The sequence below is a fragment of the Iodidimonas gelatinilytica genome, assembly GCF_008579125.1.
Classification (GTDB): Bacteria; Pseudomonadota; Alphaproteobacteria; order Sphingomonadales; family Rhodothalassiaceae; genus Iodidimonas; species Iodidimonas muriae.
The window spans coordinates 31,773-55,554 of the sequence record NZ_BKCL01000012.1 but is presented as its reverse complement, the minus strand read 5'-3'; the positions used below and the strand labels follow the sequence as shown (position 1 = coordinate 55,554).

The window sequence follows — 23,782 nt, the reverse complement described above, 5'->3', positions numbered from 1 at the left end:
ACTTGTTCCCTGTCGGTCTGTCAGACGCGTTCAATGATGGTGGCGGTGCCCATGCCCGCGCCGATGCACAAAGTCACAAGCGCTGTTTCTTTGCCGGAGCGTTCCAGCTCATCCACCATGGTGCCAAGAATCATGGCGCCGGTGGCCCCAAGCGGATGGCCCATGGCGATGGCGCCGCCATTCACGTTCATCTTGGAATGATCCACATCCAATGCCTGCATGAAGCGCAGAACCACGGCGGCAAAAGCCTCGTTCAGTTCCCAAAGATCAATATCATCGGGGGTCATGCCAGCACGTTTGAGCGCTTTTTCAGCGGCAAAGGACGGGCCGGTGAGCATGATGGTCGGCTCGGAGCCGATGGACGCATAAGCACGGATGCGGGCGCGCGGTTTCATGCCGCTGCGCTCTCCGACTTCACGATTGCCGATCAACACTCCCGCCGAGCCATCGACAATGCCCGAAGAATTGCCCGCATGATGCACATGGTTGATCTTTTCAAACTCGGGATAGCGCTGCAATGCCACAGAATTGAAGCCGTAATTGGCTCCCATTTCCGCAAAAGAAGGCTTCAAGGCCCCAAGAGACTGCATGTCTGTTTCAGGGCGCATATGTTCGTCATGATCCAGCACCACTTCGCCGATCACGTCTTTCACCGGCAAGATGGATTTGGCAAAGCGCTTGTCATCCCAAGCGGCCTTGGCACGCTTTTGGCTTTCAATGGCATAGGCATCCACATCATCGCGGCTAAAACCATATTTGGTGGCGATCAGATCGGCGGAAATCCCCTGCGGCACGAAATGGGTGGGCATGGCAACGGCCGGATCAGTGGCCCAAGCACCGCCGTCAGATCCCATGGGAACGCGGCTCATGGCTTCCACACCACCGGCAACCATCAGATCGGCTTGCCCGGCCATCACCTGCGCTGCGGCCATATTGCTGGCTTCAAGGCCCGATGCACAAAAACGGTTCACCTGAACCCCGGCCACCGTTTCCGCATAGCCCGCATTCATTGCCGCAACCCGCGGGATACAGGCCCCTTGTTCGCCCACAGGCGACACACAGCCGAAAATCACATCGTCCACAAGGCTGGTGTCCAGTTCATTGCGGTCACGCAGACCTTCCAGAACCTGGGTTGCCAACGAAATGGGGGTGATTTCATGCAATTTGCCGTCTTTACGGCCCTTGCCGCGCGGGGTACGCACGGCGTCATAAATAAATGCCTCGGCCATGGGATCGTCCTTTCCTTGCTCGATGAGCGCTGAAATCTACTAACGAAGATGTTGGGGCTGGGGGCGGAGACAACAATGCCGAACCGTCCCCACCCCCCGTAATTGGCGGTGCTTGCTGCGTGCTGTTAAAACGCGTCTGCGCCAAGCGCCATCATTGGCTCTGCACCCGCTTCGATTTTGGCGAGATGCGCCCCGCTTTCGGGCAATACGCGCTTGGCATAATAGCGGCCGGTGATCAGCTTGTTCTGATAAAACTCGGCATCGCCTTTGCCCGCATCAAGGGCAGCAAGCGCCACTTTCGCCATTTGCGCCCACATGAAGCCGATCGCCACAAGGCCCATCAGATGCATATAGCTGGTGGCGGCGGCCCCTGCATTGTCCGGGTTTTTCATGCCATTCTGCATCAACCACATGGTGGCTGCCTGCAAATCCTTCAGCGCCTTCGACAAGGGGGCTGTGAAGTCCGCAATATCGCCTTCGGAATTTTCCTTGATGAAACCACCGACAAGCTTGAAATAGGTCTGGATGGCACGACCGCCATTCAGCCCCAGCTTGCGGCCCACCAGATCAAGGGCCTGAATACCGTTGGTGCCTTCATAGATCATGGCGATACGAGCATCGCGCACGAATTGCTCCATCCCCCATTCGCGGATATAGCCATGGCCACCCAGAACCTGCTGGGCATTGGTGGCATTGAGATAACCCTGATCGGTGAACACACCCTTGATCACCGGCGTCAGCAAAGACACCAGATCATCGGCCAACTGGCGTTCTTCTTCCGACTGCGCTTTATGGGCCAGATCCACCTGCAAGCCGCCCCAAAGACCAAGGGCACGTGCGCCTTCATTAAAGGCACGGGCTTCCATCAACATACGCCGCACATCGGGATGCACGATAATGGGATCGGCCTTGGCATCGGGGTTTTTGGTCCCGGTCAAAGACCGGCCCTGAATGCGGTCGCGGGCATAATCGGCGGCATTTTGGTAAGAGACTTCCGACAACGCCAAGCCTTGCAGGCCCACGCCCAGACGCGCTGCATTCATCATGATGAACATGGCGGCCAGGCCCTTATTGGCCTCACCCACCAGCCAGCCTTTGGCACCATCATAATTAAGCACGCAGGTGGAATTGCCGTGGATACCCATCTTTTCTTCGATGGAGCCGCAGGTCACAGGATTGCGCTCTCCGATAGAGCCATCTTCCTTGACCAGATATTTCGGCACCACGAACAGCGAGATGCCTTTCACATTGTCCGGGGCATCGGGCAATTTTGCCAGCACCAGATGCACGATATTTTCCGACAGATCATGCTCACCGGCGGAAATGAAGATCTTGGTGCCGGAAATTTTGTAGCTGCCATCCCCTTCCGGCACGGCCTTGGTACGGATAAGCCCCAGATCGGTCCCGCAATGAGGCTCGGTCAGGTTCATGGTGCCGGTCCAGCGGCCTTCAACCATTTTCGGCAGATAGATATTCTTGATCTCGTCAGACGCCACAGCGCTAAGGGCGGCAATGGCACCCGCCGTAAGACCGGGATACATGGCAAAAGCCATATTGGAGCTGATCAGCATTTCTTCAAAGGCAAAGCCCACCACATGGGGCAGGCCCTGTCCGCCATAATCGGGAGACTGGGTCAAACCCATCCAGCCGCCTTCCACATATTTTTCATAGGCTTCACGGAAGCCCTTGGGCGTTGTCACGGATCCATCATCATGGCGGGTGCAGCCTTCATGGTCGCCGGACACGTTCAAGGGTTGCAGTTCATTTTCGCAGAATTTTGCGCCTTCTTCGAGAACCGCCGCCACAAGATCAGGGGTGGCATCTTCAAAGCCGGGAAGATTGGAAAATTTTTCAAGCTGCAACAGCTCGTTCAAGATAAAGCTCATGTCTTTAACGGGAGCGCGATAGCTGGGCATTGTCGACCCTTTCTGGCTGGTGATTTTAGTCTAACGGTTCAGAAACAGGATGGGCGGTTTCGATATCGGCAGAGCCAATACCTTCCGAGCCGAGCGCGGCATGAAATTTCGCTTTTGCCATGGCTTCACGTTCGGATGGTCAATCAGATCACCGATCAGATCGGTGAAGGCCGTCAACTCAACAATCATCTGTTCGATATCGGCGCGCTGCGCCTTCAGATCGGCAAGACGGGTCTGACATTTCTCCAGCGTCACCCGGCGTTGTGCGGCACGATCATCGCCAAGGCTGTAAAGATCAAGCATTTCGGCGATTTCAGCAAGAGAGAATCCCACCCGTTTGCCGCGCAAGATCCACGCAATACGGGCCCGATCGGATGCGGAATAGATCCGCGACTGTCCCTCCCGGCGGGGCGAGATCAGGCCTGATCTTCATAAAAGCGCAAGGCCCGGGGCGTGACACCGAATTCACGGGACAGATCAGCAATGGAATAACTGGCGGTACTATGGAAGGCATTGGCCATATGGTCATCCTCTCGGTTGCCTTTTATATAATTGACGTTTACGTAAACGTCAATAGCGAGGGGTCAGACAGTCAATCCGACGAGACAAAAGACAGGACAAAAAGCGCTCAACACCAAGACGGCGCACGCCCCCATAGGCCAAAACCGGCGTGACAAGGGGGCGCAACTGCCCCTATATGAAAGCCGCAACCTGCGCAGAGCCTATGGCTTGCGCGTCAAATTTTTCCCTTAACACAGTGCAAAACCCATGACCGACACCGATCCCTCGCAGACCCCCGCCGCCTTGCGCGCCTTGGCCGAAGCTCGAATGCCTGGCCGTTTCAAGAAGCCCGCGCTTTGGTCAAACGCTATAAAGACGGGCCGCCGTCCAAGGGATATGTGTTGTTTGAAACCGGCTATGGCCCTTCCGGCTTGCCGCATATGGGCACCTTTGGCGAAGTGGTGCGCACCTCCATGGTGCGGCATGCCTTTTCGCTGTTGTCGGACATTCCCACCAAGCTGATTTGCTTTTCCGATGATATGGACGGCTTGCGTAAAGTGCCGACCAATATTCCCAACCAAGACGCAATGGCCGCCCATCTGGGCAAGCTTTATCCGTGGTGCCCGATCCTTTTGGTAGCCATGAAAGTTTCGCAGCCCATAACAATGCCCGGCTCTGTGCCTTTCTGGACCAGTTCGGCTTTGATTATGAATTTCGTTCGGCCACCGACTGTTATCGCTCCGGTGCCATGGATGCCACGCTGCTGAAAATCCTGCGCAATTATGAAAAAGTGATCAATGTGGTGCTCCCCACCTTGGGAGAAGAGCGCCGCAAGACCTATTGCCCCTTTTTGCCGCTCAGCCCGAAAACCGGTGCGGTGTTGCAAGTGCCGTTGGAAGAGATGGATGCCGATGCCGGCACCGTTACCTTCCGCGATGCAGACGGCGCGCTCTTCACCGTTCCTGTTACCGGCGGGCATGTGAAATGCCAGTGGAAAGTGGATTGGGCCATGCGCTGGGATGCGCTGGATGTGGACTATGAAATGGCCGGAAAAGATCTGATCGATTCGGTGAAATTGTCCTCGGCCATTCGCCGTATTCTGGGCAGTCGTCCGCCTGAAGGCTTCAATTACGAGCTTTTCCTCGATGAAAAAGGCGAGAAAATCTCCAAGTCCAAAGGCAATGGCCTGACCATTGAAGAATGGTTGGCCTATGCCTCGCCCGAAAGCCTGTCGCTTTATATGTTTCAGGCCCCCAGAAAGGCGAAAAAGCTGTATTTCGATGTGATCCCCAAAACGGTGGACGAATATTACAGCTTCGTTGAAAAATTTCATGGCGAAGACGCCGAAGCACAGCTTAAAAACCCTGCATGGCATGTGCATCTGGGGGATGTGCCGCAGTTCAATCTGCCGGTAAGCTTCAGCCTGCTGCTCAATCTGGTATCCGCCAGCCATGCCCATGACAAAGCGGCATTGTGGGGATTCGTATCACGCTATGCGCCCGGTGCCTCCGCCCAAAGCCATCCCGAACTGGACCGGCTGATGGGCTATGCGCTGCGCTATTACAAAGATTTCGTGGCTCCCACCAAATCTTTCCGCGCCCCAACGGATATGGAACGGGCCGCCTTATGCGATCTGCTTGAACGCTTGGACCGACTGCCCCTTGATGCGGATGCGCAGACCATTCAGACCGAGGTATATGAATCGGGCAAAAGCCAACCATTCGACACTCTGCGCGATTGGTTCAAAGCGCTTTATGAAACCCTTTTGGGGCAAAGCCAAGGACCGCGCTTTGGCGGCTTCGTGGCACTTTATGGCCTTGAAAACACCAAAACGCTCATCGCTGATGTGCTGGCGGGAAAATCCCCGTCCTGACTGAAAAGCACCGTCATCAATAGAAAAGGGGTCGCACAAGGCCCCTTTTTTCGTTGTAAAACAAAAGGCTAGGCGCCTGTCTTCAGTCTTTTATAATGCCCAATTGCTTGCCATAATTGCGGTAATGCTGGGTGTTCAGCGCAGTTTCATTGGCGGCCACCCGCTCTTCCATGGGTTTTTTGCGCACAGCGGCAAGGCGACGACCATAGAAATCGTCGAAATCATCCACACCCATACCAAGGATGACACGATTCATGAAATTGAACAAAGCGGCTGATTTATTGGCATCCGCCACCGCCTGATCCGACCAGCCCGCATCCAGAATCGCCTGAACATCGGCTTCGGTGATATTGCCCGGCTCCAAGGTAAGCTTGCGCACATAAGCAAGAATGGGGCGCATGGCCTCATCCACCGGAGCGCTATCCGGATTGGACAGCAAGGGGCCGATCACATCTTCACCAATGCCAAAATCTTCCGCATAAACCGTGTGGGCATTCAGGCAGAAATGACAGTTGTTCAGCCCCGACACATAAGCGGCAATCAGCTCGCGTTGGGCGATGCTCAAGGGGCTGTCCCCACGCAACACCACATCATGGAAATCCATCATGGGCTCCCATGCCTGCGGAAAGGTTTTTATGACATCGGAAAGATTGGTCTTCTTCGGCAAGGACGGCAGAAATGACATTATTTGACCCCTGAATTGTAAGTATTTCCAACGAAGCTAATGTGCGGACATAAGGATTACAAGCAAAGTGGCGCAGCACAGGCCGGACAGGCAGGATCTTTACGCAAACCAACGGTGCGGGTGCGGGTGCTTTTGGCATCAAACAACAAAAGCCGCCCTGCAAGGCTTTCCCCCACGCCAGTAATTTCCCGCAATACTTCCAAGGCGGCCCAGCTTCCCATCACCCCGGCCACGGCCCCTAAAATCCCGAGCGCGGTGCAGCTTTGCGCTTCTTCATCGGGGGGGATAGACGGCACAAGGCATTGATAGCAAGGGAGGGCGGGATCATAACCCTTGAACACGGAAAGCTGGCCTTCAAAGGGGCCTAGGGCAGCAGATACCAAGGGAATCCCCAAAGCCACCGCCGCCCGATTGACCGCCAGCCGGGTTTTATAGCTATCCGATCCATCCAGAACCAGATCATGGCCAGCCAGCAAGTCAACGGCATTGTCATCGGTCAACCGAACGGGACGGGCGCTGATCTCTATATCGGGATTAAGCGCTTTTAGCCGCGTGGCCGCCACTGTCCCTTTCGCCAGGCCCACATCTTTTGTGCTGTATAAAACTTGCCGCTGCAAATTGGACAATGCCACATGATCATCATCAAGGATGGTCAGATGCCCCACCCCGGCAGCGGCCAGATAAAGCCCGGCGGGCGAACCGATACCACCCGCCCCCACAAGCGCCACACGCGCCTTCAAAAGCCGCATCTGGCCCGTACCTCCCACATCGTGAAGCACAATATGGCGGGCATATCGGTCCAGTTGATCGTTTGAAAGCCCCATGATGTCTGGCCATCCTTTACCGCTGCTCTGGTCGCCGCTTCGGGTGTTGGGCGTAACCTATTCGGCGCCATAAGAGCAAGGCGCAAAGGCCACAGAAAGGGCCGATGCGCCTTTATCTAGATAACGCGGCGAGGCAATCATGGGGATGTACCGCGCCTTGTGCCCAAGCCGGATGCTTAGGCGCTTTCCATAACCCGCGCCATAATCGGGGCGCTTTCAGGCAAAACGGCATTTTGCGCCAGTTCCGCAACGCTGACCCGATCAAGACGTTCCATCAGCTCGGTATCAAGAGCACGGAAAATCGGTAACACAACTTTCTGGCCGATATCGGAACCACTGTCTTCCGCGATAACGTCTTCGGCCCCTTCCATATTGCGGATAACCGCAACGATTTCGCCCACGGAAATCCGCTCCGCAGACCGGGACAAACGATAGCCGCCGCGCGGACCACGCACACCCTTCAAAATACCGACCCGCACCAGACGTTGGAGAACCTGCTCCAGATAGCGCTCAGGAATATTTTGCAGATGGGTAATGGCACGCGATTGAACCGGTGCTTGCTTGCCATGAACGGCAACATACACCACAGCTTCGACAGCGTAGATCATCTTTTTGGAGAATTTGAACATATACTCGGACCCGTTTCTCGTGGCTTTCGGACACAAAACTTATGTGATTTGGGTGACAGAAAGCCGACTTCGCGTCCAATCACGCTGGCGCACAGGGCTTCACATTCCCGTGGATCCAAATCCCCCTGCACCGCGCTGCGTGACACTAAGGTCTTGGACTTCCTGCAACATCACCCGAGTTACCGGAGCCACAATCATTTGGGCAATGCGGTCGCCACGCTCTATGCATTTTGGTGCATCGCCCAGATTGATCAAGATAACTTTCACTTCACCCCGATAATCCGCGTCAATGGTACCCGGAGAATTGAGCACCGTAATGCCACATTTTGCCGCAAGGCCCGAACGGGGCCGGATCTGCGCTTCAAATCCAAAGGGCAAAGCCAGGGCAAAGCCGGTGGGAATCAAGGCCCGTGCACCGGGTGCAAGAGTTATCGGGCTGGCAAGTGCTGCCACCAAATCCATCCCGGCACTATGCGGGGTCGCATAGTGGGGAAGGTCCAGATCTTGTGCATGAGGCAAGCGCTTGACAGGAACCTGTAAAGGGATCGTGCTGGCGATGGTCATAAGACGGCCTTTTCTTGATAAGCAGGAAAACGATATGCGGATCAGGAGTCTTTGCGGCGGTGATCGAACCAATCGGCAATGCGTGTCGCCAATTGCCGGGCAACGGCATGTTTATCCGCCTTCGCCCATTGTTCGGCCCCATCGGCACTGATCAAGGTGACAAGATTGTCATCACCGCCCATGACCCCCGTCTGGTGAGACACATCATTGGCAATGATCCAGTCGCATCCCTTGCGTTGGCGCTTGCGGGTGGCATGATCCAGCACATGTTCGGTTTCGGCGGCAAAGCCCACCACAAGGGCCGGACGCTGTGTGGAATGCTGGCTCAACGTCGCCAGAATATCGGGATTTTCCGCGAATCTGAGGCTGGGCGGCGCACCGCTTGCCTCTTTCTTTATTTTCTGGCCGTTCTGGCCCGCCACGTGCCAATCAGCCACCGCCGCCACGCAAATGGCGATATCGGCGGGCAGCGCCTTTTCAACAGCGGCCAGCATATCAACGGCCTGTTCCACATCCACGCGATCCACATCTTTCGGGGTAGGAAGATGGGTGGGACCGGAAACCAATGTCACCCGCGCCCCCAAAGCGGCCAACGCCCCGGCAATGGCATAGCCTTGCTTTCCCGAGGACCGGTTGGCGATATAGCGCACCGGATCAATGTTCATGGGTGGGACCAGCCGTCACCACCGCATGGCGGCCCGATAAAGGCCGGCCAAGCGGGCCGCTGAAATGGGTTTTGACGGCGGCAATGATATCGGGCACTTCGCTCATGCGCCCCGCCCCTACTTCACCACAGGCCATCACACCGCTTTCCGGCCCAACCACCGCAATGCCATCCGCTTGCAAAAGCGCCATATTCCGCTGTGTTGCCCGATGCGCCCACATTTCCACATTCATGGCAGGCACCACCATCACCGGCTTGTCGGTGGCCAATAAGGCCGTGGTGGCCAGATCATTGGCAAGACCATGCGCCATTTTGGCCATCAAATCCGCTGTTGCAGGAGCCACAAGCACCAGATCCGCTTCCCGCGACAGACGGATATGACCCATTTCCGCTTCATCGGTCAGGGAGAACAGATCCGTATAGCATTTGTCCTGGCTAAGGCTGGACACCGCAAGCGGCGTAACAAACTGCGCCCCGGCTTTGGTGAGGATACAACGCACCTGCGCCCCTTCATCTTGCAGGCGGCGGATAAGATCGAGCGATTTATAAGCTGCGATGCCACCGCCGATAATCAGCAATATCCGTTTTGCCTGAAGCATGGCGTTGTCGATCCTTCCTTCCGGTCGGGGCGTTATGTCCCTTTGATCCGTATCGCTTTGGTCGTAAAAATGACAGTCTAGCCTATAGCCGGATGCGCGCGGGGCGGCAATCGGTGCCGACTTTAATGTGACAGAACAAGGCCGATCACAAGCCCAGCGACCGACCCGACAAGGCCCATCAGTATAAACCCTATCCACATCCGTGCCGAATGGGCTTTGGCCGTTTTCTGCGGGGCTTTATGGTCAAAATCCTGCTCCAGCTTTTCCAGCAGGTTATTGGCGCGGACGATCATGCCGGGAAGCTGCTTCAGCCCATCCACCACTTCCACGATCCCGTCGGCCAACGCCACTTCGGGGCTAAGCTGGTCGCGCATCCAGTCGGCAATCACCGGACGGGACAAGGCCCACATATTGGCGTCCCGATCCAGATGCAGGGCCATGCCTTCCACCATCACCATAGAGCGCTGCAACAGCAGCAATTGCGGCTGGGTTTCCATACCAAAGGCTTCCGTGGTGGCAAAAAGCTGCCCCAAAAGCCGCCCGGCGGAAACCGCGCGCACAGGCCGCCCGAAAATCGGTTCGGCCACCGCCCGCATGGCCTGGGCAAAGGTTTCTTCCGACCGGTCTTTGGGCACATAGCCTGCCGAGAAGTGCCAACGCGCCACCCTTCGATAATCCTTTTGCAAAAAACCGTAGAGGATTTCCGCCAGATAGCGCCGGGATTCCCGGTCCAGCCGCCCGACAATACCGAAGTCCAACGCAACCACCGTGCCATCGGCCTGAACAAACAGATTGCCCTGATGCAAGTCGGCGTGAAAAAAGCCATCCCGCATCGCTTGCAGCAAAAAGGCCCGCACAATGGTCGAGGCCAGCGCCGCACGATCAAATCCCGCCGCTTCCAGCCCTTCATTGTCGCTCAAGGGAATGCCATCCACCCATTCCATGGTCATCATCCGACCTGTGGTGAATTCCCAATCAATGGCCGGGATACGGTAACCCGGCGTTCCCGCCATATTCTCCGCCAATTCCGATGCGGCGGCGGCTTCCAGCCGTAAATTCAGCTCATTGGCCACGCTGTCCTTGATGGTGTCCACCACCGCCACCGGACGCAAACGCCGGGCCTTGGGGATCGAGCGTTCGGCGATTCCGGCAAACCAGGAAAACGCCGCCAGATCCCGCTCGAAAGCGGCGCGCACGCCGGGCCGCAAAATTTTCACGGCCACCCATGTGCCATCATGCTTGCGGGCTTTATGCACCTGCGCGATGGAAGCCGCCGCCACCGGCTGCGGAGAAAATTCCGCAAAAACCGTATCCAGCGGGCAGCCCAGTTCGCTTTCGATCCGTGCGCGGGCGATCTCGGCGGAAAAAGGCGGCAGACGATCCTGCAAAGAGCTGAGATCACGGGCGATGGCATCGCCCATCAGATCGGGTCGAGTGGCCAACATCTGGCCCAGCTTGATATAGGCGGGGCCCAATTCCCGCAAAGCAGCGGCCAGCCGCGCGCCCGGCTCCTGGGGCAGGTTTTTCTTCCGGAAAACCAGCCCGGTCATCAGCCGGATGGCGGTTTTTATGCCCGCAGGCGCACGGCCCAGATCATCCACCCAGAACAACGCATCATGGCGCGCCAATTCATGGATAACCGATAAAAACCGGAAGCTGTGGCGAATAGCGTCACGCACGATCAGACCCTTTGCTCACAATTTCCAGCCACTATGAAGGGCGCACACCCCGCCCGACATCAGCCGATGGGTGACGGTTTCAAAGCCCGCGTCACGCATCATCTGGGCAAATGTCTCCGGAGCGGGAAAGCGGCGAATACTCTCGACCAGATACCGATAAGACGGCTCGTCCTTGGCCACCAGACCACCAAGCCGGGGGATCACCGCATCAGAATACCGCGCATAAAGCCGGTCAAAAAACGGCACCGCCAAATGCGGGCAGAATTCAAGGCACAAAAACCGTCCGCCAAATTTCAAAACCCGATGGGCTTCCGCCAATGCCAGCGGAATTTTCGTCACATTACGGATGCCAAAGGCGATGCTATAGGCATCCACCGTGCGATCAGGCAAAGGCAGGGATTGCGCATCGCCGCAGGTCCAGTCAATGCGGCCCACAAGCCCTTGCTTTTCCGCCCGGTCGCGCCCCACCGCCAGCATATGATCATTGATATCCAGAATGGTCACATGGCCTTCGCCCTTGGCCCCTTTCAAAAAGCGAAAGGCAATATCGCCGGTGCCACCCGCCACATCCAGCAAGTGCATGCCGGGGCGGGGATTGAGCGTATCGATCAGGCTGGATTTCCACAGCCGATGCAGCCCGCCGCTCATGAAATCATTCATCAGATCATAACGGCTGGCCACCTTGGCGAACACATCATGTACCCGGCGCGCTTTATCCGCTTCTGCCACCCGTTCGTTTCCGAACCATGCGGTGGCGGCTTCGGTGCCGGTTTCATTTGTTTGCGGGTCTAAAGCGTGGTCTGTGGTGCTTGACATGCTCTTTGGTCCATGTGATTGCGCGGCGGACCATAGCGGAGCTTTTTGCCCGATACTAGTGGGACACCACACGGCCTTTAGTCTGTTTGAGAAAAGATATGCCGGAATTGCCGGAAGTTGAAACCGTCTGTCGTGGATTACGGCCTTATCTGGAAGGCATCCGCATCCGCCGCGTCGAGACAAGACGGAGTGGATTGCGTGTACCATTTCCGGTGGATTTGTCCCAAAGGCTGGTGGGCCGCACCGTGGCAAATGTGGATCGGCGGTCCAAATATGCGCTGATAAGAACCGAAGGCGGGCCCGATGCTGTGGTGATGATCCTGCATTTGGGCATGTCGGGACGGGTGCGGGTAGATCTGCCCGGCGCATGGCCCGACCTTTTAAAGCACGACCATTTGGTGCTGGAAATGGAAACCGGAGCGCGGGTGGTTCTGAATGATGCCCGACGGTTTGGCATGGTGGTGCTTGGTAACGAAGCCGATCTGTCCCTTCATCCCCTGTTGCGCGATCTGGGGCCGGAGCCATTGGGCGAGCATTTCGATGCGCCTTATCTGGTGAACAGATTGAAGGGCCGCAAAAGCCCGCTCAAAACCGCCTTGATGGATCAGCATGTGGTGGCCGGACTGGGCAATATCTATGTGTGCGAATCGCTGTTTCATGCCCGCTTGTCCCCCTGCCGTCTGGCATCCAGCCTGACCCCCGATCGCGCGGGCAGGTTGGTAGAGGCCGTACAAACTGTTTTAAAAGATGCCATTGCAGCAGGCGGCTCTACATTGCAAGACCATGCACAGGTGTCTGGCGAACTGGGATATTTCCAGCATCGATTCCGTGTTTATGGCCGGGAAGGAGAACCATGCTCGACCCCGGGCTGCGAGTCGGCGGTGCAAAAGCTGGTACAGGCGGGGCGCTCCACTTTTTTCTGCGGCGCTTGCCAGCGCTAAGCCGCTTGGGCCTTTGCTTAGCGGGTGGTATGGAAACATCTTTTGCAAAACCCACAGCATGAAGCTAAGCAAGAGCGCTTGAGCCGATGGACGGGCTTCGGGCAATGAAGCTACAAAATGAGGTACGCCATGTCCTATGAGACAATTCTCCTTGATAAGCGTGAGGCCGTGGGGGTTATCACTCTCAATCGCCCAAAAGCGCTGAATGCGCTGAACAATCAGCTTATGGACGAGCTAACGGCGGCCTTACGCGATCTGGAAGCCGATGACGAAATCGGCTGCATCGTAATCACTGGCAGCGAAAAAGCCTTCGCCGCAGGGGCCGATATCAAGCAAATGGCGGAAAAAGACTATACGGATGTCTTCATGGAAGACTTCATCACCGCCAATTGGGAAGAAGCCACCCGCGTCAGAAAACCGATCATTGCCGCGGTGGCCGGCTTTGCCCTTGGGGGCGGCTGTGAACTGGCCATGATGTGCGATTTCATCATCGCTGCGGAAAATGCCAAATTCGGCCAGCCGGAAATCACCATCGGCGTCATCCCCGGTGGCGGCGGAACCCAGCGACTCACCCGCTTTGTGGGGAAATCAAAGGCCATGGATATGGTGCTGACCGGACGCCATATGGATGCCGCCGAAGCACTGGCCTCGGGCCTTGTGTCACGGGTGGTGCCAACAGAAGACCTGCTGGATGAAGCCCTGGATACGGCAGAAAAGATCACGACCTATTCGCGTCCGGCAGTGATGCTGGCAAAAGAATCGGTCAATCGCGCTTATGAAACCACATTGGCGGAAGGCGTTCGCTTTGAACGTCGGGTGTTTCATTCGCTGTTTGCTTTTGAAGATCAAAGTGAAGGAATGGCGGCTTTCATCGAAAAACGGCGGCCGCAATTCAAAAATCGCTGAAAAGCGATGGGAAATCCATGAACGGCGGTTGACCTCGTCAATCGCTGCCTATATAGAGCGCATCTTAGTTTTGAGAGGCAGTGCCGCCGGGCGCAGAGAAAAAACCGGATGGCCGCTGCCCTTCGACCGGAGAAGGTTAGAAAAATGGCAAATTCGCCACAGTCCAAAAAGCGTGTCCGCCGCAATGATCGTCGTGCCGAGATTAATACGGCCCGTCGGTCGCGCATTCGCACATTCATAAAAAAGGTAGAGCTTGCCCTTGAATCGGGCGATCAAAGCGCTGCTGCCGACGCGTTCAAGGCCGCCGAGCCTGAAATCAAGCGCGGCGTTTCCAAAGGTGTTTTGCACAAAAACACCGCATCCCGCAAAGTGTCGCGTTTGGCACGCCGCGTGAATGCGTTGAGCGCCTGATATAATCAGGACAGGCTTTTGGCCCTGAGTCGGGCCCGGCCTTCTATCCTGAGATGAATGCATTGAAAGCTACATGGAATACGTGTGGCTTTTTTGCTGTTGTTTTTCTTTTGCCCGCACCTTTTTCATGCGGCTACCGCGCAACTCTCAACATCTAGTGCCTCGTTCCGGGTTAACCACTTTTTCCTCAAAAACTTGAAGCCCCGATGATGGAATCGGTTGCGGGGCACTTGGGGGGGATGTAGTTTCATTACCCACGTTGGACGAAGCTGAATATGGCGTCTTTTCGGGTAAGCGGCGGTAATGCCGCTTTAAGGGGAGACGGATGAAAATTCGGCGATTTTTCCCCTTCGTCCCTAAATTCGTGAGCGATTGTACAAACATGGCGGACTGCCATGTTTTTTAGATATGGCTTTGTTTTTGATGTTGGATCAGTTTCCCCGAAACAAGGGGAGGGGCAGGAGTATGGCCGCAGGATTGCCGTTTATTCACGCATGAATCAGGAATACCGGGGTGGTGCATAAACAGATCTACCGGCAGAACCACCGACATAAAGAAGCGCGTTCAAAGCGGCAAAAAGTCCAGCAACAGGCTGATACAGGGAGGCAGAGACGTACACAGATGGGGACGTGGGCGTGACAATAAAACAAAGCCAGATAAAACAAGCACCATCCAATATACAGGCGGATGGGGGCCAGCATTGGCGCTGGGTGCAAACCCAGCTGCGGCAGGAATATGGTCAGGCGCAGTTTGACCGCTGGTTACGGCCTTTGCGCTTGTCCAACATCCACGGCGGCGTGGCGCATTTGAGCGTCCCCACCGACTTTATCCGCGATTGGGTTGAGCGCAATTATCTGACCCGTATTCGCTCGTTGATGGCGGCCGGGCCGGAACAGGTCGCCGATGTGCTGGTTGAAGTATCAAAGCGCGAACTTTGCGAGGATACCGACTCCGACGGCGCTTTGAATGTGGCGGAAAGCCCCGCAGCCCATGCCAATGCCACCCTTGGCTCGGCCATGCCCGATTATGCCCAACCCGGCTCCACACCCTCGCCGCTTCCCGCACAGGCCCGCACCATGCAAGGGCAAGGCGATGGCGTTGAAGGCATGGGCGGCCGGTTGGAACCGCGCTATACCTTCGACAGCTTTGTTGTGGGGAAATCCAATGCCTTTGCCCATGCGGCAGCGCGGCGGGTATCGGAAGCGCAAACCATTCCCTTCAATCCGCTCTTTTTGCATGGCGGCGTCGGTCTGGGGAAAACCCATTTGATGAACGCCATCGCCTGGGAATATTCCACCCGCTATCCCGGCCGCCGCGTGCTGTATATTTCCGCCGAAAAATTCATGTATCAGTTCATCGCTTCGGTGCGATACCGCGATACCATGTCGTTCAAGCAACAATTTCGGTCCGTTGATCTGCTGATGCTGGATGATTTCCAGTTCATCGCCAACAAAGACTCAACGCAGGAAGAATTTTTTCACACCTTCAATGCCCTGATCGAAAGCCAAAAGCAGCTGATCATCTCGGCAGACCGGTCCCCCACCGATCTGGAAGGGTTCCAGGAACGAATCGTCTCCCGCCTTGGCTGGGGGCTGGTGGCGGATATCCACCCCACCGATTACGAATTGCGTCTGGGCATTTTGCAAAGCAAGGCGGAAGCGGCGGCTGTGGATATCCCCATGGATATTCTTGATTTTCTGGCTCGCAAGATCACCTCCAATGTGCGTGAACTGGAAGGCGCTTTGAACCGCGTCGTGGCCTATGCCCAGCTTGTGGGACGCGCGGTGACCGTAGATGTGGTGCGGGAAGTGCTGGCGGATCTGTTGCGGGCCAATGACCGTAAAATCAATATCGATGAAATCCAGAAGGCCGTGGCGGATCATTATAATTTGCGGGTAACGGAAATGCTGTCGGAGCGCCGGGCGCGCAATATTGCCCGGCCCCGACAAGTGGCCATGTATCTGGCCAAGCAATTGACCCAGCGCTCGTTACCGGAGATTGGGCGCAAATTCAGTGGCCGCGACCATACCACGGTGATCCATGCGGTGAAGAAGATCGAGGATCTGCGGCGTTCGGATTCCACGCTTGATGAAGATATCACCCGCCTGATGCGCAAACTGCAAGGCTAAGGCCGCACCCCCATAGATCGCGACCGTTTAGCCTGAGAGCCAGCTTTAAGCATCCAGAAGCGTGCGCAGATAAGACCGATAGGCATCGAAAGCCGCATGGCCCTGTTCTGTCATCCCCACCCGTGTGCGCGGGCGCTTGCCATGGAAATCCTTGCTGATGCGTACATATCCGGCGGTTTCCAATGCGGTGAGATGTGACCCCAGATTGCCGTCGGTGGCTTCCGTCAGGGTTTTGAGATCCCGAAACTCCAGAAGACTACCGCGTGCCAATGGGGCCAGAGCCGCCATGATGCGGGTGCGGATTGGCTGATGGATCAGACGATCGGGTTGTGCGTTTTTCATCTTACCACCTCCGCATCCACAAGCCGCCAAGAAGCAACGCGCCCCCGCCACCCAAGGCCAAAACGAGTTCGAATCCGTTGGGAACCATGAAATAACCAAATAATGTCAGCAGCCCCACCGCCAATCCGGTGAGTCCCAATTTCACTTGGCCCGACCAGATGCCGATGCCGCCATAAAGCGCCGCCACCACCAGTGGAAAAATGCTTCCAAGCTGATAGGAATTAAGGGGTGGCAAAATGGCAAACAGCGCCGTGAAAAACCCGATCCCCAAAACGGCCGAGGCCAAATACCGCCCAGCCAGATGATAGGATGCCGTGCTTGGCCCATGATGCGTCATACGTTTCGGAGCATAGCGGATACCGGCCATGGTGCTTCCAAGAATACCAAGGCCAAGCAGCACCAACCAATGCCAACCCAGATCGGGGCTAAAAAAAGACAGCCCATATCCCAGACACCAGATCACGCCCCAGATCATCAAATGCGGTGCACCCGCACGATACCCAAGACCACGGCTGGTGCGGCCCATGGTGCGGTCGATATCTCTCAAGGTTTTGTCGGCTTCATCTTGACTGATCATCTTATTCTCCAAATTAGATAACTCTGAAAAACAGAGTAATTTGCGTTTATCCTTCCGTCAAGAAATTTTGGCAGCCCATGGTTTAAGGTGCTCCCAGGAATAGGGTTTGAGGAGAGTGTTTGGTGGATAGCGTTTCGGCGCTGAACCGGGCTAGCGGCTGCCAGATGGGTTGTCTATCCCGATGGCGGCACCCCGTGAAACAGCCCACGGCATCGCGCCATTCTGATGCGAAAAAGCATGCGAAAAGCGCCCCCGAAAAGCATGCAAAAACCGGTGTCGGGATCACCATTAACATTCGTGCCAGAATCGGTTTTTAAATCAACGACTTGAGCGCTAGGTTTTTGAAGAAAAAAAGTACTGCTCAAGCGGCCATTTCTGCTATGGTTGCCTCCCGGTGCTGATCAGTGCGGGGATCGTTCAACAGTCATAAGAAACAAGTGCCCCTCATGAAACTCACCATCGAACGTAGTGCGCTCCTGAAGGCACTCAGCCATGTTCAAAGTGTCGTGGAAAAGCGCAACACCATCCCCATTCTGTCCAATGTGCAGATCGAAGCGGCAGATGGCCAACTTACTTTGACCGCAACCGATCTGGATCTCGCCATTGTCGAGCATACGGGGGCGGATATCGCGCAGGACGGGGCCACCACCGTGCCCGCCCACACCCTGCATGATATCGTCCGCAAATTGCCTGATGGGGCACAGGTAGGGCTATCCTTAAACGACCGCACCCTGACGCTGAATGCCGGCCGGTCGCGCTTTACCCTTGCTTGCCTGCCCCGCGAAGATTTCCCGGTGATGAGCGCTGGCGAACTGCCACACCGTTTCACCCTGCCTGCCACCCAGATGAAGCGGCTGATCGACAAAACCCGCTTTGCCATCTCTACAGAAGAAACCCGTTATTATCTGAACGGCATTTATCTGCATGTGGCCGAGGGTGAAAAAGGCTCCACCTTGCGCGCTGTGGCCACCGATGGTCACCGCCTGGCGCAGGTGGAAGTGGCCTTGCCCGATGGGGCCGCTGGAATGCCGGGAATTATTATCCCGCGCAAAACCGTGCAGGAAATCCGCAAGCATCTCGATGAATTTGAAGGTGAGATCGGCATTGAATTGTCGGATACCAAAATTCTCTTCCGCTTTGCCCATGCCGTGGTCACATCCAAGCTGATCGATGGCACCTTCCCCGACTATTCCCGCGTGATCCCCGAAGGCAATGACCGCCTTTTGAAGATCAGTTGCGAGGAATTTTCCGAAGCGGTGGATCGCGTCTCTACCATCAGTTCCGATAAATCCCGCTCGGTGAAGCTGGCTTTGGAAACGGACAAGATCATGCTGTCTGTCACCAGCCCGGAAAATGGCACCGCCACCGAAGAACTGGCCGCAGACTATGGCGCTGAAGCCATGGAGATCGGCTTCAATTCCCGTTATTTGCTTGATATTCTTGATCAGGTGGAAGGCGATGAAGTGGAAGCCCGCCTGGCCGATTCGGCATCGCCCACAGTGATGCGGGATGGAGCCGATGAGAGCGCGCTTTATGTGCTGATGCCCATGCGGGTCTGAGCATAGGGAGGACGGCAATATGGCTTGGCGCCCCGATCATGCGGAGGGCGTTTTTGCTCCCGTGCAGCTTTTGAATCGTCGCGGCCTGTGATCGATGCCTTTGGAGGCTTTGGCCGCTTGCAAGGTCTTATCCGCTTTGGATGAAAATGGTCTGCTTTGAATAAAAGAGGGCCGAATCGATAAAAGGAATATTGGCCATCAGCACATTGCCCCGATCCATCGAGCCTGATGCAGGTTCCTTCGACGCCGGGTCGTCTGACACTCGGTCGCCTTCTCTCCAGAGATCGGCGCCGATGGGTGCGCGCTGCCATGTGACCCGATTGAAGCTGGCCAATTTTCGCTCCTATCCGGCCACGACTTTGTCACTGGAGGGAACGCAATCACGGCCTGTGGTTCTGGTGGGGGATAATGGTGCGGGCAAAACCAATCTGTTGGAAGCGCTGTCGTGCTTTGCGCCGGGGCGGGGGCTGCGCGGGGCGGCACTCACCGAAATGACCCGGATCGGTGCCACAGCCCCATGGGCCGTACATGTACAGCTGCAAAAGGGCGATGACCGGCTGGAGATCGGCACCGGCATGGCCCCGAACAGCATCGATGCCGATGGCGAGGAAGACGGCGCGGGCCGCAGATTGGTGCGCATAGATGGCGTGTCCACAAACGGGCCGGGGATTTTGAGCCAGCATTTGGCGGTTTTATGGCTAACGCCGGCGATGGACCGCTTGTTTGTGGAATCCGCTTCAGGGCGGCGGCGCTTTCTGGATCGCATCGTTTTGGCGCTGCATGCGGATCATGGCCGGCAAGTCACGGCCTATGAACGGGCAATGCGTGAACGCAACCGATTGTTTGCCGAACGTGGTGCACAAGCCGACAGTGCATGGCTTTCGGCATTGGAAACGCGGATGGCCGAACATGCGGTGGCCATTGCAGCGGCCCGGCTGGAAACCGTCCGCCATTTGGATATACGGTTGCGTGCCGCACCGCCCGGCCCGTTCCCGCGGGGCGAGATCCGGCTGGATGGCTGGGTGGAAGACCATCTGGCGCTTGGCAGTGCCTTGGAAACGGAAGAGGCTTTTCGTGCCCATCTGGCCTTGATGCGCAAGCGTGATGCCGCCGCAGGGCGCACTCTGGATGGCCCGCACCGCTCTGACCTGATTGTGTATCATTGCGGCAAGGCCATGCCGGCATCCCTATGCTCCACCGGAGAGCAAAAAGGACTCTTGATCGGCATGATTCTAGCCCATGCAGATCTGGTTCTGGATCAAACCGGCCAGCGCCCTATTCTGTTGATGGATGAAGTGGCCGCCCATCTGGACCCTGATCGCCGCGCCGATCTGTTTGAACGATTGATAGCTTTGGGCTGCCAAGCCTGGATGACCGGCACCGATCCGGCCTTGTTTCATCCTCTTGATGGGCAGGCCGATGCATTTCATGTGATGGATGGCGTGCTTGCCCCCTGTCCCTTGCGGAATTGACCGGGAAAGCGGCTTTTCCCCTTTGTTTTTGACCCTTATCGAGACCGAGAAAAACCATGAGCGATATGAAGAAAAGTGAAAGAGATCAGGCCGTTGAGGATTATGGTGCCGACTCGATCAAGGTTCTGAAGGGGTTGGATGCCGTACGCAAACGGCCCGGCATGTATATCGGCGATACCGAAGACGGCTCAGGCCTGCACCATATGGTGTTCGAAGTGACCGACAATGCCATTGATGAATCCTTGGCAGGCTATTGCGATCAGGTCACCGTCACCCTTAATTCCGATGGATCTTGCACCGTGTCCGATAACGGGCGCGGCATTCCCACCGCCATCCATGAAGAAGAAGGCGTGTCGGCGGCGCAGGTCATCATGACGCAATTGCATGCGGGCGGCAAATTCGACCAGAATTCCTACAAGGTATCCGGTGGCTTGCATGGTGTGGGTGTATCGGTGGTGAACGCCCTGTCCGATTGGCTGGAACTGACCATTTGGCGCAATGACAAAGAATATTGGATGCGCTTTGAAAAAGGCGAACCGCAAGGCGACCTTGTGGTGCGCGGCGAGGCCAATGGCCAAAGCGGCAGCCGCATCACTTTCCTGCCATCAGCTGATACTTTCGTGCAGACAGAGTTTGATTTTGGCCGTCTGGAACACCGCTTCCGTGAACTGGCCTTCCTCAATTCCGGTGTACGCATCCGGCTGGAAGACCGCCGCCATATAGAACCCAAAGCTGTCGATCTTTATTATGAAGGGGGCATCACCGCCTTCGTGAAATATATCGATCGCACCCGCAATTCGGTGATTGGCGAGCCGGTGACCATTATCGGTGAACGCGACGGGATCACCGTCGAAATATCGATGCAATGGAACGACAGCTATCACGAGAACGTCTTTTGCTTCACCAACAACATCCCGCAACGGGATGGCGGCACCCATCTGGCCGCCTTCCGCGCAGCCCTCACCCGTACGGTCAACAATTATGCCAATGAATCGGGGCTGGCCAAACGCATGAAAGTCACCCTATCGGGCGATGATGCCCGTGAAGGGCTGTCCACCGTGCTCAGTGTCAAAGTGCCGGACCCGAAATTCTCCAGCCAGACCAAAGACAAGCTGGTGTCGTCCGAAGTACGTCCGGTGGTGGAATCCGTCGTTGCCGACAAGCTGGGCCAGTGGTTTGAAGAGCATCCCAATGAGGCCCGCTCGGTGGTGCAGAAGATCGTCGATGCCGCCTCGGCCCGCGAAGCCGCCCGTAAAGCACGGGAACTGACCCGGCGCAAAGGCGCACTGGATATTGCCTCCTTGCCCGGCAAATTGGCGGATTGCCAAGAGCGCGATCCATCAAAATCGGAATTGTTTATCGTCGAGGGCGACAGCGCCGGCGGCTCGGCCAAACAGGGTCGCCACCGTAAATTCCAGGCTATTTTGCCCTTGCGCGGCAAGATCTTGAATGTGGAACGCGCCCGCTTCGACCGTATGCTGGCCTCCAATGAAATCGGGACATTGATCACCGCTTTGGGCACGGGCATTGGCCGCGACGATTTCAATATCGAAAAGCTGCGTTATCACAAGATCATCATCATGACCGATGCCGATGTGGATGGCGCCCATATCCGCACATTGCTGCTCACATTCTTTTATCGGCAGATGCCGGAATTGGTCGAGCGCGGCCATCTCTATATCGCCCAGCCCCCTCTTTATAAGGTGAGCCGTGGCAAGTCCGAGGTGTATCTGAAAGACGATAAAGCGCTGGATGATTATCTGATGGGCAATGGCTGGTGGACGCCGTGCTTGAAGATGCGGAAGGCACCCAGAGAACCGGCGAGGATCTGTCCGATCTGGTGGGGCAAGGACGGCAGATCCGCTCTTTGCTGAATGCCATTCCCAGCCGCTATAATACCACACTCCTTGAAACGCTGGCCCTTGTGGGCGGCCTGAACGCCCAGACATTGAACGAGCCGGAAAAGGTCGATGCGGCCGCCACAGAAGCGGCAGAGCTGCTGAACCGCGTTGCCAGCACCGAAGATCAAGCGGGCTGGAGCGGCAATCGGGCAGCCGATGGCGGCTATCATTTCACCCAGGATGTGCGTGGCATCAAGGATCATCATGTGATCGATGCGGCCTTGATCGATTCGGCAGAAGCCCGCCGCCTTGATGAGCGCGTCCGGCCTTTGGCTCCGCTGTTCAGCCGGGCTGTGACCTTGCGGCGCAAGGAAGGTGTGGTGGAAGCCATGCGGCCCACAGACCTGTTCGATGGCGTTCTGGCCTTTGGCCGCAAGGGCTTGTCGATCCAGCGCTATAAGGGCTTGGGCGAGATGAACCCCAACCAGCTTTGGGAAACCACGCTTGATCCCGATGTTCGATCCTTGTTGCAAGTTCGGGTCAATCAAGCCGATCAGGCCGATGAAATGTTCACCCGCCTGATGGGCGATCTGGTAGAACCGCGCCGCAATTTCATTCAGGACAATGCGCTGAATGTGGCCAATCTGGACATTTAATGCGCCGGGGATGACGCCATCACGGGGTTGCCGCAATTATCCCCAAGGATGGCGCCATCATGGCTAAAAAACGCACATCTGCACGGCAAAAGCCTTCGGGTCACTCCGGAGGCTCCAAGCCTTCCGCGCCCCGTGCCGGAAAGCCCGGCTCTGCGCGCCGCCTTGTCCGCCGCCTTTTTTATTGGGGGTTGGTGGGCGGCGTGTGGGCGTTTGTGCTGGGTATTGTGGGCTTTATCTGGCTGGCCCATGATCTGCCCGATGTGTCCGATCTGCCGCCGCCGGGCCGGGAAGCCACCATAACCGTGAAGGCAGTGAATGGTGCCACATTGGCCAATTACGGGCCAGTGCGCGGCCAATGGCTGTCTTATGAAAATATACCGGAAGTGATGATTCTGGCGCTGCTGGCCGTTGAAGACCGACGGTTCTTCCAGCATGGGGGCGTTGATTATCTGGGCATCGGGCGGGCGATGCTGGCCAATTTGCGGGCGGGCGGTGTATCGCAAGGCGGCTCCACCCTGACCCAGCAATTGGCAAAGAATTTGTTTCTCAGCTCGGAACGGCGGCTCAAACGTAAAATTCAGGAATTGCTACTGGCCTATTGGCTGGAACGCGAATTCAGTAAAGAGCAAATCCTGACGCTCTATCTCAATCGTGTTTATTTCGGATCCGGAACATATGGCATCGATGCGGCATCTGAAACCTATTTTGGCCATAGCGCCCAACGATTGAGCCTGCCAGAAGCGGCCATGCTGGCAGGGTTGGTGAAGGCCCCCTCCCGCTTGGCACCGTCCCATAATTATGACGGGGCGCTCGCCCGGTCCCGGCAGGTTTTGGCGGCCATGGTGGATGCGGGTTTTTTAACCCCGCAAGCCATGCAACGGGCCAAAAACAATCCGCCCGCCATGGCCCACGATGCGGCGGGACCGGATGTTCGCTATTTCACCGATTGGGTCCGTGCGCGCGCAGACA

Annotated in this window: 17 protein-coding genes and 5 pseudogenes; 9 read left to right on the top strand and 13 right to left on the bottom strand. The window is 56.5% G+C overall.

Annotated elements, in window-relative coordinates:
• Nucleotides 1–20 precede the first annotated feature (20 nt).
• From JCM17844_RS12430 to JCM17844_RS17395, 4 genes and pseudogenes are all read right to left on the bottom strand, one after another.
• Nucleotides 21–1,229 carry an acetyl-CoA C-acetyltransferase gene (locus tag JCM17844_RS12430; protein WP_150001242.1) on the bottom strand — a complete coding sequence of 403 codons (1,209 nt, stop codon included), beginning with the start codon at nt 1,227–1,229 and terminating at the stop codon, nt 21–23.
• Between the two features lie 125 nt (nt 1,230–1,354).
• Complete coding sequence (locus tag JCM17844_RS12425; RefSeq protein ID WP_150001241.1) at nt 1,355–3,145, bottom strand: acyl-CoA dehydrogenase C-terminal domain-containing protein; 1,791 nt, start codon at nt 3,143–3,145, stop codon at nt 1,355–1,357.
• 30 nt (nt 3,146–3,175) lie between these two features.
• Nucleotides 3,176–3,493, bottom strand: coding sequence for a MerR family DNA-binding protein (locus JCM17844_RS15395; RefSeq protein WP_210431947.1), 318 nt, complete (start codon nt 3,491–3,493; stop codon nt 3,176–3,178).
• A gap of 6 nt (nt 3,494–3,499) precedes the next feature.
• Nucleotides 3,500–3,666 (bottom strand): annotated as a pseudogene (locus JCM17844_RS17395) (MerR family transcriptional regulator); the annotation flags it as partial.
• Nucleotides 3,667–3,885: 219 nt separating this feature from the next.
• On the opposite strand from JCM17844_RS17395, the pseudogene JCM17844_RS12415 reads away from it, so the two are divergent.
• Nucleotides 3,886–5,519: pseudogene (locus tag JCM17844_RS12415) on the top strand (lysine--tRNA ligase).
• Nucleotides 5,520–5,601: 82 nt separating this feature from the next.
• On the opposite strand, the gene JCM17844_RS12410 reads toward JCM17844_RS12415, so the two are convergent.
• The 7 genes and pseudogenes from JCM17844_RS12410 to ubiE form a co-directional block, all read right to left on the bottom strand.
• The gene (locus tag JCM17844_RS12410; RefSeq protein WP_150001240.1) at nt 5,602–6,204 is read right to left on the bottom strand and encodes a carboxymuconolactone decarboxylase family protein; all 603 of its coding nucleotides are present in this window, start codon (nt 6,202–6,204) and stop codon (nt 5,602–5,604) included.
• A 56-nt stretch (nt 6,205–6,260) separates the two neighbouring features.
• Entirely contained in the window at nt 6,261–7,028 is a 768-nt protein-coding gene (locus JCM17844_RS12405) for a HesA/MoeB/ThiF family protein (protein ID WP_150001239.1), read from the bottom strand.
• Between the two features lie 176 nt (nt 7,029–7,204).
• Entirely contained in the window at nt 7,205–7,657 is a 453-nt protein-coding gene (locus JCM17844_RS12400; RefSeq protein WP_150001238.1) for an RrF2 family transcriptional regulator, read from the bottom strand.
• Between the two features lie 99 nt (nt 7,658–7,756).
• Nucleotides 7,757–8,221 (bottom strand): dUTP diphosphatase, encoded by a 465-nt coding sequence (gene dut / locus JCM17844_RS12395; RefSeq protein ID WP_150001237.1) that lies wholly within the window; start codon nt 8,219–8,221, stop codon nt 7,757–7,759.
• Between the two features lie 41 nt (nt 8,222–8,262).
• Nucleotides 8,263–9,484: pseudogene (gene coaBC, locus JCM17844_RS17390) on the bottom strand (bifunctional phosphopantothenoylcysteine decarboxylase/phosphopantothenate--cysteine ligase CoaBC).
• Between the two features lie 122 nt (nt 9,485–9,606).
• The gene (gene ubiB, locus JCM17844_RS12385; protein WP_210431942.1) at nt 9,607–11,163 is read right to left on the bottom strand and encodes a 2-polyprenylphenol 6-hydroxylase; all 1,557 of its coding nucleotides are present in this window, start codon (nt 11,161–11,163) and stop codon (nt 9,607–9,609) included.
• 15 nt (nt 11,164–11,178) lie between these two features.
• Nucleotides 11,179–11,979, bottom strand: coding sequence for a bifunctional demethylmenaquinone methyltransferase/2-methoxy-6-polyprenyl-1,4-benzoquinol methylase UbiE (gene ubiE / locus JCM17844_RS12380; RefSeq protein WP_150001236.1), 801 nt, complete (start codon nt 11,977–11,979; stop codon nt 11,179–11,181).
• A gap of 98 nt (nt 11,980–12,077) precedes the next feature.
• Here ubiE and mutM point away from each other — a divergent pair, with 98 nt between their 5' ends.
• The 4 genes from mutM (at nt 12,078) to dnaA (ending at nt 16,366) form a co-directional block, all read left to right on the top strand.
• The gene (mutM, locus tag JCM17844_RS12375; RefSeq protein WP_150001235.1) at nt 12,078–12,920 is read left to right on the top strand and encodes a bifunctional DNA-formamidopyrimidine glycosylase/DNA-(apurinic or apyrimidinic site) lyase; all 843 of its coding nucleotides are present in this window, start codon (nt 12,078–12,080) and stop codon (nt 12,918–12,920) included.
• Between the two features lie 129 nt (nt 12,921–13,049).
• Nucleotides 13,050–13,826 carry an enoyl-CoA hydratase gene (locus JCM17844_RS12370; protein WP_150001234.1) on the top strand — a complete coding sequence of 259 codons (777 nt, stop codon included), beginning with the start codon at nt 13,050–13,052 and terminating at the stop codon, nt 13,824–13,826.
• A 144-nt stretch (nt 13,827–13,970) separates the two neighbouring features.
• Nucleotides 13,971–14,237, top strand: coding sequence for a 30S ribosomal protein S20 (gene rpsT / locus JCM17844_RS12365; protein ID WP_150001233.1), 267 nt, complete (start codon nt 13,971–13,973; stop codon nt 14,235–14,237).
• Nucleotides 14,238–14,872: 635 nt separating this feature from the next.
• A complete protein-coding gene (gene dnaA / locus JCM17844_RS12360; protein WP_210431941.1) occupies nt 14,873–16,366 on the top strand; it encodes a chromosomal replication initiator protein DnaA in 1,494 nt (497 codons plus the stop codon).
• A 45-nt stretch (nt 16,367–16,411) separates the two neighbouring features.
• Here the strand turns inward: dnaA and JCM17844_RS12355 are convergent, their stop codons facing one another.
• Nucleotides 16,412–16,708: a transcriptional regulator gene (locus JCM17844_RS12355; protein WP_150001232.1), complete on the bottom strand. Its 297-nt coding sequence runs from the start codon at nt 16,706–16,708 to the stop codon at nt 16,412–16,414.
• A 1-nt stretch (nt 16,709) separates the two neighbouring features.
• On the bottom strand, nt 16,710–17,285 hold the full coding sequence (locus tag JCM17844_RS12350; protein WP_150001231.1) for a hypothetical protein: 576 nt from the start codon (nt 17,283–17,285) through the stop codon (nt 16,710–16,712).
• A 446-nt stretch (nt 17,286–17,731) separates the two neighbouring features.
• Here JCM17844_RS12350 and dnaN point away from each other — a divergent pair, with 446 nt between their 5' ends.
• The 4 genes and pseudogenes from dnaN to JCM17844_RS16170 form a co-directional block, all read left to right on the top strand.
• Nucleotides 17,732–18,844 (top strand): DNA polymerase III subunit beta, encoded by a 1,113-nt coding sequence (dnaN, locus tag JCM17844_RS12345; protein WP_150001230.1) that lies wholly within the window; start codon nt 17,732–17,734, stop codon nt 18,842–18,844.
• A 293-nt stretch (nt 18,845–19,137) separates the two neighbouring features.
• The gene (gene recF, locus JCM17844_RS12340) at nt 19,138–20,316 is read left to right on the top strand and encodes a DNA replication/repair protein RecF (RefSeq protein ID WP_150001229.1); all 1,179 of its coding nucleotides are present in this window, start codon (nt 19,138–19,140) and stop codon (nt 20,314–20,316) included.
• 56 nt (nt 20,317–20,372) lie between these two features.
• Nucleotides 20,373–22,813 (top strand): annotated as a pseudogene (gyrB, locus tag JCM17844_RS12335) (DNA topoisomerase (ATP-hydrolyzing) subunit B).
• Between the two features lie 311 nt (nt 22,814–23,124).
• Nucleotides 23,125–23,643: pseudogene (locus JCM17844_RS16170) on the top strand (transglycosylase domain-containing protein); the annotation flags it as partial.
• Between the last annotated feature and the right edge of the window lie 139 nt (nt 23,644–23,782).